General features: G+C 48.6%; 12 protein-coding genes. 7 read left to right on the top strand and 5 right to left on the bottom strand.

Annotation, left to right across the window (positions count from 1 at the left end; genetic code table 11):
- Positions 1-2: 2 nt before the first annotated feature.
- From NIES2104_RS04670 to NIES2104_RS04660, 3 genes are all read right to left on the bottom strand, one after another.
- Positions 3-1292 carry an MFS transporter gene (locus NIES2104_RS04670; protein ID WP_058996209.1) on the bottom strand — a complete coding sequence of 430 codons (1290 nt, stop codon included), beginning with the start codon at positions 1290-1292 and terminating at the stop codon, positions 3-5.
- A 124-nt stretch (positions 1293-1416) separates the two neighbouring features.
- Positions 1417-3312 (bottom strand): iron uptake porin, encoded by a 1896-nt coding sequence (locus tag NIES2104_RS04665; protein ID WP_059001565.1) that lies wholly within the window; start codon positions 3310-3312, stop codon positions 1417-1419.
- Positions 3313-3441: 129 nt separating this feature from the next.
- Positions 3442-4161 carry a GntR family transcriptional regulator gene (locus NIES2104_RS04660; RefSeq protein WP_192843644.1) on the bottom strand — a complete coding sequence of 240 codons (720 nt, stop codon included), beginning with the start codon at positions 4159-4161 and terminating at the stop codon, positions 3442-3444.
- Positions 4162-4679: 518 nt separating this feature from the next.
- On the opposite strand from NIES2104_RS04660, the gene NIES2104_RS04655 reads away from it, so the two are divergent.
- The 3 genes from NIES2104_RS04655 to NIES2104_RS04645 all read left to right on the top strand — a co-directional run bounded on the left by NIES2104_RS04655 (position 4680) and on the right by NIES2104_RS04645 (position 7468).
- The gene (locus NIES2104_RS04655; RefSeq protein WP_058996206.1) at positions 4680-5807 is read left to right on the top strand and encodes an ABC transporter substrate-binding protein; all 1128 of its coding nucleotides are present in this window, start codon (positions 4680-4682) and stop codon (positions 5805-5807) included.
- A 66-nt stretch (positions 5808-5873) separates the two neighbouring features.
- Complete coding sequence (locus NIES2104_RS04650; protein ID WP_058996204.1) at positions 5874-6704, top strand: ABC transporter ATP-binding protein; 831 nt, start codon at positions 5874-5876, stop codon at positions 6702-6704.
- A 2-nt stretch (positions 6705-6706) separates the two neighbouring features.
- Positions 6707-7468, top strand: a complete 762-nt coding sequence (locus NIES2104_RS04645; protein ID WP_058996202.1) for an ABC transporter permease — start codon at positions 6707-6709, stop codon at positions 7466-7468.
- A 59-nt stretch (positions 7469-7527) separates the two neighbouring features.
- Here NIES2104_RS04645 and NIES2104_RS04640 read toward each other — a convergent pair whose 3' ends face one another.
- The gene (locus NIES2104_RS04640; protein WP_058996201.1) at positions 7528-10134 is read right to left on the bottom strand and encodes a DUF4912 domain-containing protein; all 2607 of its coding nucleotides are present in this window, start codon (positions 10132-10134) and stop codon (positions 7528-7530) included.
- Positions 10135-10391: 257 nt separating this feature from the next.
- Here NIES2104_RS04640 and NIES2104_RS04635 point away from each other — a divergent pair, with 257 nt between their 5' ends.
- The 4 genes from NIES2104_RS04635 to NIES2104_RS04620 are packed head-to-tail and all read left to right on the top strand — an operon-like array spanning position 10392 to position 14922.
- Positions 10392-11858, top strand: coding sequence for a glycosyltransferase (locus tag NIES2104_RS04635; protein ID WP_059001563.1), 1467 nt, complete (start codon positions 10392-10394; stop codon positions 11856-11858).
- Positions 11830-12750 (top strand): glycosyltransferase, encoded by a 921-nt coding sequence (locus NIES2104_RS04630; protein ID WP_225895206.1) that lies wholly within the window; start codon positions 11830-11832, stop codon positions 12748-12750. Before NIES2104_RS04635 ends, NIES2104_RS04630 begins: the two co-directional genes overlap by 29 nt.
- Positions 12750-14183: a NupC/NupG family nucleoside CNT transporter gene (locus NIES2104_RS04625; RefSeq protein WP_058996199.1), complete on the top strand. Its 1434-nt coding sequence runs from the start codon at positions 12750-12752 to the stop codon at positions 14181-14183. Before NIES2104_RS04630 ends, NIES2104_RS04625 begins: the two co-directional genes overlap by 1 nt.
- A 4-nt stretch (positions 14184-14187) precedes the next feature.
- The gene (locus NIES2104_RS04620) at positions 14188-14922 is read left to right on the top strand and encodes a hypothetical protein (RefSeq protein WP_058996197.1); all 735 of its coding nucleotides are present in this window, start codon (positions 14188-14190) and stop codon (positions 14920-14922) included.
- A 1-nt stretch (position 14923) separates the two neighbouring features.
- On the opposite strand, the gene NIES2104_RS04615 is transcribed toward NIES2104_RS04620, so the two are convergent.
- A complete protein-coding gene (locus tag NIES2104_RS04615; protein WP_082689929.1) occupies positions 14924-15253 on the bottom strand; it encodes a hypothetical protein in 330 nt (109 codons plus the stop codon).
- Between the last annotated feature and the right edge of the window lie 90 nt (positions 15254-15343).

Here is a 15343-nt window from a genome sequence, read left to right as displayed (position 1 = left end):
CACTAAGGATGAGGCTGATAAGGATGAGGAGATTGAAGAATACCAAGTCGGGCATAAATTGGAATCACCAATTGCCGGAGTGCAGGTAACTGACGACCGAAGAAGAGCGATCCCGCAATACAAATTACACCGCCAACCATGAGGGTATTAGGAGCACCGATTTGATTCGCTAAACTTCCTGCGATGAGATTGCCAAACGTGACCATGCTCGTGAAGGCAAGTGCATATAGACTCATGACGCGACCCCGTTTATCTTCATCTACGATCGTTTGTAGAATCGTATTTCCTGAAGTCGATTGCAGAATTAAACTTGCACCTGCGAAAAACATCGCGATTAGTGATAACCAGAGCATTCGGGACTGTGAGAAAACGATAATGGCAGTTCCAAATCCAGCGGGAGCGATCGCCATAATTTTCCCTAGTCCAACGACACTTCGACGCGATCCAAGATAAAGCGCAGAACAGAGGGCACCCAGTCCAGAAGCCGCCATCAGAAATCCGAGTGTTTCGGCTCCACCTTTTAAGTACTGTGTTGCAAAGACTGGAGCCAATACCATGTAGGGCATTCCAACAAAACTGACTAAGCCAATTAACAAGAGAATCGCTCGAATCGGTGGAAATCCAAACGAGTAAGCGAGTCCTTCTCGCAATTGTGCGAGTACGCCTGAGTGTGATGCTTTAGTCGAAATAATTCTAGGTTTGAGCCGCATAGCAAACAAGCCTAAAAGCACAGCAAAATAGCTCACTGTATCGATCGCAAAACAAGCCGTCGTTCCCACTGCTGCCACGAGCAATCCTGCGATCGCAGGTCCGACTAATCTCGCGCTATTAAAAATCGAAGAGTTCAGCGCGATCGCATTTCCCAGATCTTCGCGCTTCTCGACCAATTCCACCACAAACGATTGACGTGTCGGCATATCGACCGCATTCACGCAACCCTGAAACACACTCAGAGCAATAATGTGCCAAATTTCGATCGTACCTGTGAACGCCAGAATCGTTAAAGCCAGCGATTGCAGCATTGACAACACTTGAGTTGCAATCAGCGTATTCCGACGATTCCAGCGATCGACTAATACCCCTGCAAACGGACTGAGAATAAAGTTTGGAGCCTGTTGAGCAAAACCAACAACACCCAACATCAATGCAGAATTAGTCAAGTGATAAACCAGCCAAATCACCGCTGTTTGTGTCATCCAAGTTCCGATCAACGATAAGCCTTGCCCTGAAAAAAACAGGCGGTAATTGCGTGATCGTAAAGAGCGGAAGACAGCAAGCGATCGAAATGGCATCATCAACCCTCTAGACAGAATCTTCAGTATACGAACCCGTTTTTTGCTCGTGTACTGTCTAGAGAAAGAAGTCCCCCTCTGAACTGCCATCAGAGAGGGAAAATCGACAGAGTGAAAACGGAAGTTAGAAACTAAACTGCGTCCGGACGTTGCCGACAAAAACAGTTGGATTGCTATCGAAGTTATTCGGGTTAAAGATCGCGTAGAACGAAGGCACGATCGCTAAATTACGATTCACCGGATAGAAGTAAGAAGCTTCTAACTCGTACTGCGTTCCACCATCACCATTACCTGACAGCAGAAATTGACGACCGCTGAGGTACTGGTGAGGCACCAAGAACGAAAGTACACCTAGCGCCCCTTTCTTACCCAAGTCAGGGAAGCCAAGACCAAACTGGAACGACTGAACACGAACGCTACCTTCTGCCCGGATCGGACTGACCGGATTGATTTCGGTACGACCGTAAGAGTATCGCCCAAACACCCCAAATTTCGGCGTGATCAACCAATCAAAGTTTGCCACGATCGCATCTGCGGTCGAATCGCGCAATCTGCCCCCAAAGCCGTCATCGAGATAACCGTAAGGAACAGGTTCACCTACACCACCACCGATAAAGCCGTTGTAGGGGAACAGATTCGATCGTGTATACAAGAAACGGAAGTTGAACGCGGAACTGGGAGAATAAGCAAGCTCAGCACTGATTGTGTTGGTGCTGCGGAAAAGTCCGCGTGAGGGATTGCTTGAAGTGTTGAAGCCTGCTGCGGGGTTCAAGAATTCGGTGTTTTCTGCCAAATATGCCCCAGTAAGACGGAATTGCGGGGTGATGTTCCAGATCACAACAGCACCAGAACCGCGATCGACCGCATTCACAAGGGTACTACCGCTAGAGTTAAAGCTGCTTGCTCCGGTTAAGAAGAAGGTGAAGCGGTTTTGATCAAAATAGCGGTAGAAGTTGAGACGTGGACCAAATGCTACTCGCACCGAGTCATTGAGCGGAAATGAGTAGAACAGTTCACGCACCGCAAGCGAACCCGTCGTCACCACACCTGTTTGATCAGTGATTGGTACACCCCAGCTGTTAAAGAACCCTGAAGAAACAAGCTCATTTGCAGGAGAGTTACCGTTTCCAGAAACCAACTGTGTGACTAACTGATCTCTTCCAGTGAACGAAGTCGTCAAGTTGAGAAATGTATAGTAGCTGAAGGTGACACTTGGCGTTCTAGTCCGTGCCACTCGTGTTGGCACTCCACCAACTCGTGTAGGAGGAATAAATGCGCTGCTTCCGCCTGCTGCCAGACTCCGCTCGGTTGTAATATCACCCGATGGAAACGCTCCAGTTAAGTTAAACCAAACGTTTCCGGTTAGTTTTGTCGTTGTTGAGAATTGCTGCCTTTCTAGCGTGGTTGCTCTAGCTTCAAGCGTATCGACCCGTCCGCGTAACGTTGCTAACTCGGCTGCAAATTCTTCTTGAAGTTTTTGCAGTGCGGTTAAATCTTCTTTCTTAATGAGATCAGCCGTCGAAGCTGCGATGAGTTCGTTGACGCGATCGAGACACGCATTTAACCCTGCTGCAAATTCAAACCGGGTGAGAGCACGATTTCCCCGATAGGTACGATCGGGATAACCCGCAATACAGCCATAGCGCTCGACCAAGGATTGCAGTGCTTGAAATGCCCAATCGGTGGGTCTGACATCAGAAAGCTGCGACACCGAAGTCACTTGGCTCATTCCAGGAGTGACGGGCTTTTTCGCTTCAGATGCGCTCAATTCTGAAACAGACATCACCCGCTGCATTCCGCTTGCAGGCTTAACCGGGGTTGAATCTGACAGCGATGTCACAGATTCAATCGGATTCGGCTCAGCGGCTTTCGGACTTTCTTTAATTTTTGTCGCGTCTAGCGATCCGATCGAGACACTTCCTTGCTGCAGGTCGATCATCGGTTCCGCTACTGCAACCGACACCAGCCCAAAACTTGCCGCCAATGCAGCAGCAGGGGCTAACCATAGCCGCTTACTCATAACTTCCATTCACTCCTCTTCACACCGGAGCGTATCCGGTATACGAAAACTCTCTCAACTAATACAGTGGGAATTCTGGAATGTTCTGTAGTTTGGTATACAATCTACTTCTTGAGATAGATGCGATCGCTAAAACGTTTCCGAATTTTCAGAGGGTTCGAGAGAGTGCTGATCAAGCGCTTGAATCTCCTCTACCACACGGTCTTTACTCGAAATCAGGTGATACTGAATCGCCTGCATTGCCGCAAGTGCATCTCGTTTTCTGATCGCTTCGAGAATCCGACGGTGCTCACCTCGAATCTCTAACACGTTGGGATTGTGCTCGATCGTTCTTAGTCGTAGAAGCGACATCTTATCAAACACCTGATCCAAGATTTGCACTAGCCAGGTATTGTCGGAACTCTCTGCTAACAATCGATGAAATTGATAGTCTAGGTGCAAAAGTTGGTAAGGAGTCAGCGAATGAGAGGAATTCAGAATCGCTCGTTCTGCTTGCTGCAAGGTTGATTCAATCTGCTCAAGCTGCTCAGGAGTTGCCATTCGACAAGCCGCAGAAACCGAAAGCTGCTCTAGTGCAATGCGGCAGTCATAAAGCTGAATCGCGTCTTCGATCGACAAGAGCGCCACGCGCATCGCACCCTGAGCATCGACCGTTACAAGATGATCGCGCTGAAGGAGGCGTAATGCTTCTCGAATCGGAGTTCGGCTGACTTGAAGTTGTTCGGCAAGCTGCGTTTCGATCAAGCGGCTTCCGGCGGCAAGTTCGCCTGACAAAATCGCCGATCGCAGCATTTCGTAGGTTTGTTCGTGTAAGAGTTGGGATCGTTGCAGCGATCGAGCAGAAAGCATCAAAGAAATATCCTCAACAGCGTTGACAAGCAATCAGCGGACAATACAAGTGTTTAAGTTTGTATAGAAAGTTATCAATACTTTGCTGAAATTATCTTCAGTCTTGAAATTGACTGCGATCGAGATTCTTGATGAACTAAGTCACAAGAGCGGTTCAATCTGCCTGAATCCTCTGGCTTTTCGCAAATCTTACACTGGATTGTCCGTTTGATTGCATTCTATCTCTTCGGAGTAGAACCGTTTGAAACTGAAGCATTCCTAGTTCTAAAGAAAGGTTTAAGCAAGTATCTGAAGATACAGAAAGCATGATAAATCATCACAATAATGCTCTAGGGGAAAGTGTTGTATTCCGTATACGACATCAAACAATGAGCTTTTGGTACTGCCTGACTTTTTGCCTTGGTACTGTACGCGCCGTTTCAACATCGACTAGAAGCGGCTCTCTTGCAAACCCTACAATCCTTTTTTCTGTTAGTTGATCGTCAGCGATCGACGATTTTTGCTTTTGGAGAACCACTGTGAAGAAAGTATCAAAGCGACTCTCAAGCCTATCTCTCCTTGCTGCCTCAGTGCTGATCTTTGGCGGCTGTAATTCTCAACCGAATGCAACCGCTCCAGCGGGTGGTGGCACAGCAGGTAGCCCTGCGGCGAGTCCAGCTACTAATCCTCAAGGACTCAAAGCCGTTCGAGTTCAGCTTTCATTTTTGAAACAAAGTTTAGATGCACCGCTGATTCTGGCGATTAAAAACGGCTACTTTGCTCAGGAAGGTTTGAATGTTTCCTATGAGCGCGGCTTCGGGAATTCTGACACGATTAGCAAACTCGGAACCGGAAAATTTGATTTGTCCTTCAGCGATATGTATAACGCGCTGGAGTTTAATGAGAAAAACCCGAACGATCGAGTGATGGCGGTTGCGGTGACTCAGAACAAAGCACCCTTTGCGATTCTAACGCTCAAAGACAAGGGAATTAATTCGCCCAAGGATTTAACGGGTAGAAAGCTGGGTGCACCTGCGGGAGACGGTCCTCGTAAGCTTTTCCCCGTGCTTGCGAAGCAAGTTGGCATTGATCCGAACTCGGTTGAGTGGACGACAATGGAGCCGAGACTGCGAGAAAGTTTCTTGCTTCAAGGACAAGTCGATGCGATCAGTGGATTCGCAACCTCAGCCCTTCCGGGATTGCTCAAAGGTGGGAAAAAACCTGAAGATGTCAACATCTTCTACTACACCGACAATGGACTGGAATTTTATGGCAACGCAATTTTAGCGAAAGCAAGCTTTGTGGAGCAAAATCCTGACACCGTAAGAGCATTTGTTAAAGCCTATATGCGCGGGCTTCAAGACACGTTGAAAGATCCGTCGGCTGCACTCGATGCGGTGATGGCTTCGGATGACTCGAAGCTGATGGATCGAGAAGCTGAAAAGGTGCGGTTGCAAATCGCGTTAGAGCGAATGCTAGTCAATCCAGAAGTGGAAAAGAACGGTTTAGGAGCGATCGACACAACACGATTAGAACAAACCTTGAAGCAGACGGCTGAAGGATTTGGACTGAAGGCAACGCCAGCGATCGCGGATATTTTCACCGATAAGTTCTTGCCGCCGAAAGAAGAGCGGGCACTGCCGAGCGATCGTAAACCGCTTTCCTAAGACTCGTGTGGGCTAGGCGACTTGCTTAGCCCTTTGTTTATCCACCTTACTTTTCTCAAAAAAACTATGGTTCAGCCTCGCATCGATTCCCTGCTGAACGACTCTGACATTCAGGGCGGAGAACCGCTGTTAGAGTTCGATAAAGTGGGTCTAGAGTATCCGTTTGAAGGCTCAATGCGCCGGATTATTCAGGAAGTTAGCCTCTCGATTCAACCTGGTGAATTCGTGTCGTTTGTAGGTCCTTCAGGTTGCGGAAAGACTTCGATTCTCCGGATGGTGTCAGGATTGAATCCGGCTCCGATCGGAGAAATTCGCTACCGGGGAACGCCGATTAAGAAGCCGCTTCGCAACACCGGAATCGCGTTTCAAAATCCAGTCATGTTGCCGTGGCGTAATACGATCGACAATGTGATGCTGCCGCTCGAAATTGTAGAGCCGTATAAAAAAGATTTTCGGCAGCGCAAAGGTGAATATGTTCGGATGGCGCAGGATCTCTTGGCAACAGTGCGATTGCAGGACTTCCAGAAGCAGTATCCGTGGCAGTTGTCAGGAGGAATGCGGCAGCGGGCATCGTTGTGTCGATCGCTGATTCATAGTCCAGAAATTTTATTGTTAGATGAACCGTTCGGGGCGCTAGATGCGTTTACCCGCGAAGAAATGTGGGGAATGCTGCAAAATCTCTGGATGCGGGTGAAGTGCGTCGGCATTCTGATTACTCACGATTTACGGGAAGCCGTGTTTTTGTCAGATACGGTTTACGTCATGGGTCCGCGTCCGAGTTCGATCATTTACAAAGTCAAGATCGAGCTACCGCGTCCGAGAACATTAGAGATGGAAATCAGCGACGAGTTTAATCACTATTTCGCCAGCATTCGCCAACACATTCACCACAACTAACGATGGAAAAGTATCTCAAGTCAAAATCGGCTGCTTTTGTGCTACCGTTTATTGCTACGGTTTTGCTCTTTGTGGTGTGGGAGTTGGCGGTCATTATCTTTAAGATTCCGCCGTTTAATTTACCTGCGCCGACGAATGTTCTCAATGCGCTGATCAATTTTGCACCTCAACTGACCGTGAATGCGCTACGGACGCTCTGGACAACGATGTTGGGATTTGTGATAGCAGTCGTAGTTGGCGTGGTGCTGGGATTCATTATCGGATATTCCAAGGCGGCTTATCTGACGCTGTATCCGCTGTTGGTGGCGTTTAACACGATTCCAAAAGCGGCGTTGGTTCCACTGTTAGCAATTTGGTTTGGAGCGAATGCGATTCCGGCGACATTGACGGCGTTTTTGCTGGCATTTTTCCCGATCGCGGTTAACGTGGCACTCGGTTTAGATACGGTTGAACCGGAGATGAAAGACGTACTGAGGGCGCTAGGTGCGAACCAGGTTGAAACGTTTCAGAAAGTAGGATGGCCGCATACCCTGCCTTACATCTTCGCATCGCTGAAGATTGCGGCTTCGTTTGCGTTTATTGGAACCGTGATTTCTGAATCGGTTGCTTCAAATGCAGGATTGGGATTCTTGATTGTGCAGGCAACTGCTGATTTTAATGTTCCACTCGCGTTCGCGGCGCTGTTAATTTTGGCGTTGATGGGTGTATTGCTCTACGGCTTCTTTATTTTTGTTGAGAAGAAGGTGATTTACTGGGCGCGTTAGCGATCGCAGTATAAAAAAAGCGGTGAAGACCTAATGATCTTCACCGCTTTTTTGTTGAGTTAGTTTGCTGGAATGTGGGCGGAAGTCGATCGAGCTAACGGAGTCCAGATATTTTCAGAATTCACATAACCGACTTCAGCGATATAAGTGCGATCGCTCAACGGAATCGGCACATCGCACGAGAGCGCCATTTCATCAATGTCATGCTGCTCGTAGCGAGACGGGAGACGAGTGCCGCCATCGGTGACATCGTACAAACGCAGGACTAAGTTATCGCCTGCATCACGATCGATTCGCGATCGCAGCGATCGAGGCAGATCCCAGGTCGCATACGCCCAGCGAGAATTCCGGGGAGTCAGGACTAAACGACCTTCACCCAACTCGGTTGGTACGGGTGGTGCAACGGTTTCACCCGTCATGAACGGATTAATTTCAGTCGTTTCACCTGTGGTGAACGATGGGGTTTCTGGAGTAAACGATGCGGTTTCTGGAGTAAACGATGCGGTTTCGGTTGGAGTCGTAGTTTCAGAATTACGCTGACCCGAAACGAACGACCAGGCAGCGGCTCCCGCTCCGGCAACAGCGGCTCCTCCGGTTTGTGTAACATCGTTTGTCGTATCACCGACACGATGCGTAATTCGTTCAAACCAGCTTGGAGACTGAGCATCTGAAGTTTGCGGCTCAGTTGTCGGTTCCGTTTCGGTATCGCGATCGCCCGATAAGAACGATTTCGCAGAATCGACCGCGCCCGTTGCAGCAGCGGCTCCTCCAGCAACAGCGGCTCCTCCAGCTTTCGTCACATTGCCCAAGAAAGAGCTACCCGGTGCAGCCGGAACGCGAACATGAGACGATCGCGCTAAACTCAGCCATTCGTTATCAGGCGTGAGGTAGCCGATTTCTGCTAAATAATCGCGATCGGGAAGTGCGATCGGGAAGCGTTGGCGCTGGGTCAGTTCATCACACTCGAATTGCTGAACGCTGTGAGCGGGGTGCTGCGATAAATCGATATCGGTGACATCGTACAGGCGCAGGGCTAACTTCTCTCCGCCTTGTTGTTTCATCGCTTGCCGATCTTCGGTCGGAATATCCCAGAACGCTTCGACTTCCTGAGAACTGCGCGATTTGAGCACGACTTTACTCTTACGATCGCGATTCACTGCCCAAGCTCCCGCTGCGGCGGCTCCTCCGGCTAATGCTGCACCGCCTAAATTGCCGAATGGATTTGAGTGATCGACGTTGCTGCTGACATTCGGGTCGAGGTCGAGATTACCAAGTTGGTTGCTCTCGGTGTTCCACTCTAAGTTGGTGTCCGGAGCATCGATCGTGGTGGAATAGTCGCCGTTTGTTTGAATCGGATCGTATCCGCCTTCGACATATGGAGCACCATTATCAGGATCAGTATATCCCGGTGCGTTGAAGGTTCCGGTCGCGCCTTGATCTCGTCCACTAGAGACACGGCGGCGATTCCGTCGTCCGCCTGCTAGCATCCAGAGTAGGGCAGCACCAGAACCGATCGGTAAGAGCCACCAAAGCCAGTTCGGGAGTCCTCTGCCCGTATCGGCAGCGGCTCCACCCGGATTATCGTCAGGGAACAGGAACGCTAAAGGATTACCGCCGCCTGATTGAGAACTACCGCCCTGCTGGTTTTCGCCGCCTTGGGGTTTAGCTCCCGTGACCGTTTGACCGCTTCCTGATTTCTCGGCGGTCGCTGCTCCGTCTTTTGTCGGAGTGCTATTTTTTGCGGTGGTTGTTGCGGGTTTAGCGGGTTTGGTTTCTGCTGTGGGTTTTGCAGCGGGGGTCGTTTTCGCCACAGCGATCGATTCAATTACACCAGATTTGTCGATCGCGGTTTGTCCAGTTTCGGTCGTTGCTAATCCTAAGAAGGCTTGAACGGCTGGATTTGCGGCATCTTTGTAAACATAGTAGAGTGCTTGCGAGAACGGATAGCGGAGATCGGTGGGTTGCGTTCCGTGCATCGTCACGGTTTTCACGCCCTTGAGTCCTCTGGCTTGGCTGGCGGTAGCGTAACTGATGCCGTTATTTCCCAAGCTCGAAGCGACCGCTTCAGTTGTGTCTTCATTCAGCTTGACTGCATTTGCGCCTGTGGCGAATTTTGCTTGTCTGAAGACGGGATAGCTCTTGAAGGCTTCGCGAGTATCGCTGCTGTCGGGTCGATCGACAAATTTAATCGGCACATTTGGACCGCCGACCTGTGACCAGTTTGTGATCTCACCTCGGAAGATGCGGGCGAATTGGTCGATCGTCAAACTTCGATTAAAGGGATTGTTGGCACCGATGACGATCGCGATTTTGTCGCGTCCGACCAGAGCCGTTTTCAAGCCTTGCGCTTTTTCCTGGTCATTGAGTGGGCGACCGATCGCGGCGAGATCTGCCTGTCCGCTCAGAACGGCTTGAATTCCCGCAGGGACACCATTAGAAGCGGCTGTGACTTGAGTTTGGGGAAATTGCTGTTCAAATCGCTTCTCCAAAATCGAATTGACTGCTGCCATACTGACAGAACCATCAATGCGAACGTTTGTGCCTTGGGGAACAGAATCGGGGAGTTTGAAAGTCGTCTGCGCCCGAACTAATTGCACTTCTGCAACAGCAACTCCCGTCAGAAGAAGCGCGAGACCGACTGTGGATGAGTAACTTTTATGCACCATACTTTTGTCACCGTAGTAGCAAAAACTTTTTTACATCGTTGCAGTCTAGGAAGACAAGTGCAACCGGATACGAATAATGGAACAGCGGTGTGAATGGCACCACTTCGGGCAGTGGCGCGATCGCACTTATCCCGGAGAACAATAACAACTGATGATTACAATACGGCGAATCGTCGGAATTTGATCGCTCGTTAAGACTTTATTAATCAATATGAGAAAATAGAGCGGCTAAACTTCAGAGATCGGATCGAATGCGGATGACTTCTTCTGTTACGAAATCGTCGGAATCGAGCTACAAAAATGCGTTTAAGGCGCAGGTACGATCGTATTTCGATCGCGTTGCCGCTGATCTCGATGCTTGGAACCAACGCAATCGCTATTACTATCAAGATCTCGATCGCTTTCATCAGTTTTTCATTCCGCCCGGTAGCCGCGTTTTAGAAGTCGGTTGCGGAACGGGAACCTTGCTTGCTGGGCTTGATCCAGCGGTTGGAGTCGGGATTGATTTTTCTCGATCAATGGTCGATTTAGCACAGGCGAAATACCCGCATTTACAGTTTTATTGTTTGGATGCGGAAACGCTGAGTTTGGAAGATTTGCCAGAAACGCAGTTTGATTTTATTGTCCTTTCTGGGGTGTTGGGACACTTAAGTGATGTGCAGCAAGTTTTGGCAAATTTACTGCCGTTTTGTCATGCCCGATCGCGGTTGATTTTGACGTTTCACAATTTTTTGTGGCAGCCTTTGTTGCATTTTGCTGAAAAAATTGGACAGCGTCGCCCACAACCCCCGCAAAGTTGGTTATCGATGGATGATGTGCTGAATTTGCTCCAGATTACCGGGTACTTGCCGCTACGATCGAACCGTCGATTTTTGTGTCCGAAACAGGTGCCGCTGATCGCGCCGCTGTTCAATCGGGTGCTGGCACATCTTCCGGTTTTGAATCATTTTTGCTTGACGAATTACGTTGTGGCGAAACCGTTTGGAGTGCCATCAACGAATCAATCTTCTTGTTCAGTAATTATTCCAGCTCGGAATGAAGCGGGAAATATTCGAGATGCGATCGAGCGTCTGCCTCAACTCGGAAGTCATACCGAAGTCATTTTCGTAGAAGGACATTCTCGCGATGACACGTGGAGGGAGATTCAGCGAGTCGTTCAAGAAGGGCACCCGCAATTTACGCTTAAAGCCTTTCAGCAAAGTGGGAAAGGAAAAGCGGATGCGGTACGACTGGGATTTGCACAGGCAACGGGTGATATTTTGATGATTCTGGATGCGGATTTGACCGTACAGCCGGAAGATTTGCCGCATTTTTATGAAGTGATTGCCAGCGATCGAGGTGAATTCGTCAACGGGTCGCGATTGGTGTATCCGCGATCGGGGAAAGCGATGCCCTGGTTGAATAATTGGGCGAATAAGTTTTTTAGCTTGATGTTCTCGTTTTTATTAGGGCAGTCGATCAAAGATACGCTTTGTGGCACGAAAGTGTTACGACGCAGCGACTACGAGAAAATTGCAGCAGGACGAAGCTATTTCGGAGATTTCGATCCGTTTGGTGATTTTGATTTATTATTCGGTGCAACGAAGTTAGGATTACATCTCGTTGATGTGCCTGTGCGATATCAGCCTCGAACTTATGGAGAGTCGAATATTGCTCATTTCCGTGAAGGATTGATTCTGTTAAAGATGTGTCTCTATGCGTCGAGAAAGATTAAGTTCTTTTAGCGATGCGATCGCGATTTGCCCGCATGAATCTTGTATCGTGATTGAAATGAAAAAACTTTGGAACCCGATCGAGACTTGGACACAACGAAAGAGCCACAGTCAAACTCATCGTAATTCTTCACATCAGGCGGGGCGGGCAATTCCAACCCCTCGGTTGAATTCGATCGCTCAAGTCTCGATCGTGCTTCCGGTTTATAACGAGCAAGCTTGTATTCGTCGAACATTTGAAGCGGTTTTGCGCTACTTAGAGACGCATCCGAACTTCACGTTTATTTTTGTGAACGATGGATCGAGCGATCGCACAAAAGAAATTATTACTGCTGGAATCCATCTCGCAAAAACGCCTCAAATTCGATTGATTTCCTATCATCCGCGTGCTGGAAAGGGATATGCGATTCGTCGCGGCGTTGAATATGCTGAAGGTGATCTGATTTGTTTTCTCGATAGTGACTTGGCGTATTCTTTAGCGCATCTCGATTTATTAGTTGAGAAATTGCAAACTTGTGATGTCGCGATCGGCAATCGTAGCCTAGTGCGGGGCAATCAGAAGAAGGTTCGCCACGGGCAAAAAGTCGCTGAAAAGATTTTTAATGTTTTACCTCGTAGGATGCTCGATTTGCAGTACAGCGATATGCAGGCGGGATTAAAAGGATTTCGGAAATCAGCCGCTAAGAAACTCTTTTTCTATCAGACGCTGACTGGATTTTCGTTTGATGTCGAACTCATTTATTTAGCGCAAAATTGGGGCTATTCGATCGCAGAAATTCCGGCAAAAGTTTCTGAGAAACATCAGAAAAAGCGGTCGAAAGTGAATTTGATCCAAGACTCGATTAAAATGCTTCTGGATTTACTCAAAATTCGATTCAATGAGCAGCTAGGTCGATATCAATAATGTCTTGGTTAAATTTTTTATCGTTCGGTGGCATCTTTGTGCTGTGCGCGATCGCATGGCTTGGATCTGAAAACCGCCGTGTGATTCCGTGGAAGGTGATTCTCTGGGGGATTGCGCTACAGCTAATTCTCGGATTGTTAGTGTTTACGTTTCCTGTGACGCGCTTTGTGATTAGCGTCGTGAGTAATAGTATTAATGCGGTTTTAGATGCCACGGAAGCGGGGTCGCGATTCTTATTTGGATCGCTGTTTGTTCCAGAACCGAGTGTGACTCCGGGACCGATTTTAGTCGGGCGTTGGATTGCTCGTGCGATTACGCCTCCGTACGTTCCGGTTGCAGGCGATCGCTTAAGTCCTGAAAATCTCAATCTAGGGTATACCTTCGCTTTTAGAGCGTTGCCTTTAGTGATCTTTTTCTCTGCATTAATGTCACTTCTGTATTACTTGGGTGTGATTCAACCGATCGTGAAATTTTTCGCCAAGATCTTTCGTCGATCAATGAATCTCAGTGGTGCTGAAGCATTAAGCGGCTCGATGAATATTTTTGTCGGAATCGAATCCGCGCTCGTGGTTCGTCCTTATCTCGCTAGTATGACCCGAAGCGAACTCTGTGCAATTCTAACTTGCTGTTATGGAAGTATTGCTTCTACCGTTCTTGCGCTTTATGCTGGAGCATTGCGCCCCACATTTCCAAACATTACCGGGCATTTAGTTTCGGCTTCGATTATGGCGATTCCTGCCTGTTTTGTGATTTCTAAATTGCTGGTGCCTGAAACCGAAGTTCCAAAGACATTAGGAGCACTGCCCGAAGAAGACCCAGAAAACGACCGCATGACCGCAGATCGTCCATCGGGTGCAATGGAAAGTGTGATTTTAGGAGCAATGGACGGGGTGAAATTGGCGATCGCGATCGCGGCTCTTTTAATTGCAATTCTCGGACTGGTTGCGCTCGTGAATCTGTTCTTTGCTAATCTTGCCGGATTAGCCACCAGTAACAATCTCTTTGTTCGACGGATTGGCTTAATTTTCCAAGTGATTACGCTGCAAAACATTGTCGGTGCGCTGTTTGTGCCGTTGACATTTCTTACAGGGGTTTCCGCTAACTGGAATGAGATTTGGCAAGCATCGGTGTTGATTGGGCGGCGACTGCTTGAAACGGAAGTGCCTGTCTATCAGCAATTGGGTGTATTAGCGAGTCAGGGAACGATTAGCGATCGGGCTTTACTCATCATTAGTTATTGCCTCTGTGGGTTCGCTCATTTGCCTTCAGTCGGAATCTTCGTTGGCGGCTTTTCAACTCTGATTCCATCGCGTCGAAAAGATTTGGCAAGTTTGGGCTGGAAAGCGCTTTGGGCAGCCACTTTAGCGACTCTGATGATCGGGTGCGTGGCTGGAGTTTTCTATTTTGGTAATCCGTCAGTTTTGAGAGGGTAAAAGCATGAAACGTAAATGGCTGATCGGATGGTTTGCTTTAGCGATCGTTGTCTTCACAGCGGTTTCTAGCATTGCTCAAACGCCCTCACCTTCTCCAACTGGGGAAATTGGTGTTCCGGTTGCTCCGATTCCGGTTGATCCTTCTCTCCCTGCGAATCGTCCTCCGCTTCCGACGACTTCCCCATCTCCCTCGCCCACCGCTTCACCGAGAGTTTCTCCTACGGCTCCGGTGATTCCTGTTACGCCAACTGTTTCGGCTCCATTACCTGCGGCTCCTACGGCTCCTCCACTTCCCGTGAGCGGCGACTACAAAGATCCGAACAATCGCTTTATCATCGGAATTTTGCAAGGTTACAAAGTCAGTCCGCTAGCGGGAACGGTCTTGATCGAAGCTCCAGACGGGAACTTGGCTTATAGTGTTCTCGCTCAACCGCAATCACAGCTTGGAATTACGGGCGGCGTAGTTCCCAATGAAGCACTGGTAACGGCGGCTCAGAATGCGTTTCGACAAGGCGAAGGATTTCAAACCGGAGAAGTTCGATCGATTCCCGGTGGAGTCCAGATCGATTGGACGGGAAATTTAACGATCGGCGGTCAACCTCAGCCCGTGGGCGGTGTCATATTGGCACGTCAGGCAAATAACAGCGTATTGCTTGTCCTAATCGCGGCGACGAATGCGGGAGGAGAGCGCGTTTTAGGGGCAGCTTCCGCGCTCTCGAACAGTTTACGTGTTAGCTAGACTACAACATTTTGACTAGGGCTGAGATTTTCGCAAGTTTCTCAGCTTCTAATCCTTCCAATTCGTCGATCGATAACCACTGTTCTCGCACCAATCTCGCAAACACAAAGATCAAACTCGAATATTGATAATCATATTTACCGTCGATCTCGTGCCGTTTTGCGCTGAGAAAATCATGGAGTTGCCAAACTTGATCAATGTCTGAGATCGTTTTCGCTGTTTCAGTCACGGTTTGAATTAAGCTGTCAATTTCTCGCTGATACGCTCGATCGAAGGCAGATCGAGAAATCTCTTTTTCGGTCTTAGACCACTGAATCTCACTCACTTGCATTATTAAACTCGAATTGCAGTCCCAAAAGGTTTAGACAACAATGAGCGCTCTTAAATTAGAACGCTCACTGGAAAAATAATCAACGATCGC

Origin of the sequence: Leptolyngbya sp. NIES-2104, from assembly GCF_001485215.1 — a bacterium.
Lineage (GTDB): Bacteria > Cyanobacteriota > Cyanobacteriia > Leptolyngbyales > Leptolyngbyaceae > Leptolyngbya.
The sequence above is the reverse complement of the archived record's forward strand: the minus strand, read 5'-3'. Positions and strand labels throughout refer to the sequence as shown.

What these genes read in the sequence shown, in the direction of transcription:
- NIES2104_RS04670 (WP_058996209.1), bottom strand. Translation starts at nt 1,292, where the DNA reads ATGCCATTTCGATCGCTTGCTGTCTTCCGCTCTTTACGATCACGCAAT.
- NIES2104_RS04635 (WP_059001563.1), top strand. Translation starts at nt 10,392, where the DNA reads ATGACTTCTTCTGTTACGAAATCGTCGGAATCGAGCTACAAAAATGCG.
- NIES2104_RS04665 (WP_059001565.1), bottom strand. Translation starts at nt 3,312, where the DNA reads ATGAGTAAGCGGCTATGGTTAGCCCCTGCTGCTGCATTGGCGGCAAGT.
- NIES2104_RS04630 (WP_225895206.1), top strand. Translation starts at nt 11,830, where the DNA reads ATGCGTCGAGAAAGATTAAGTTCTTTTAGCGATGCGATCGCGATTTGC.
- NIES2104_RS04640 (WP_058996201.1), bottom strand. Translation starts at nt 10,134, where the DNA reads ATGGTGCATAAAAGTTACTCATCCACAGTCGGTCTCGCGCTTCTTCTG.
- NIES2104_RS04620 (WP_058996197.1), top strand. Translation starts at nt 14,188, where the DNA reads ATGAAACGTAAATGGCTGATCGGATGGTTTGCTTTAGCGATCGTTGTC.
- NIES2104_RS04660 (WP_192843644.1), bottom strand. Translation starts at nt 4,161, where the DNA reads ATGCTTTCTGCTCGATCGCTGCAACGATCCCAACTCTTACACGAACAA.
- NIES2104_RS04615 (WP_082689929.1), bottom strand. Translation starts at nt 15,253, where the DNA reads ATGCAAGTGAGTGAGATTCAGTGGTCTAAGACCGAAAAAGAGATTTCT.
- NIES2104_RS04650 (WP_058996204.1), top strand. Translation starts at nt 5,874, where the DNA reads ATGGTTCAGCCTCGCATCGATTCCCTGCTGAACGACTCTGACATTCAG.
- NIES2104_RS04625 (WP_058996199.1), top strand. Translation starts at nt 12,750, where the DNA reads ATGTCTTGGTTAAATTTTTTATCGTTCGGTGGCATCTTTGTGCTGTGC.
- NIES2104_RS04645 (WP_058996202.1), top strand. Translation starts at nt 6,707, where the DNA reads ATGGAAAAGTATCTCAAGTCAAAATCGGCTGCTTTTGTGCTACCGTTT.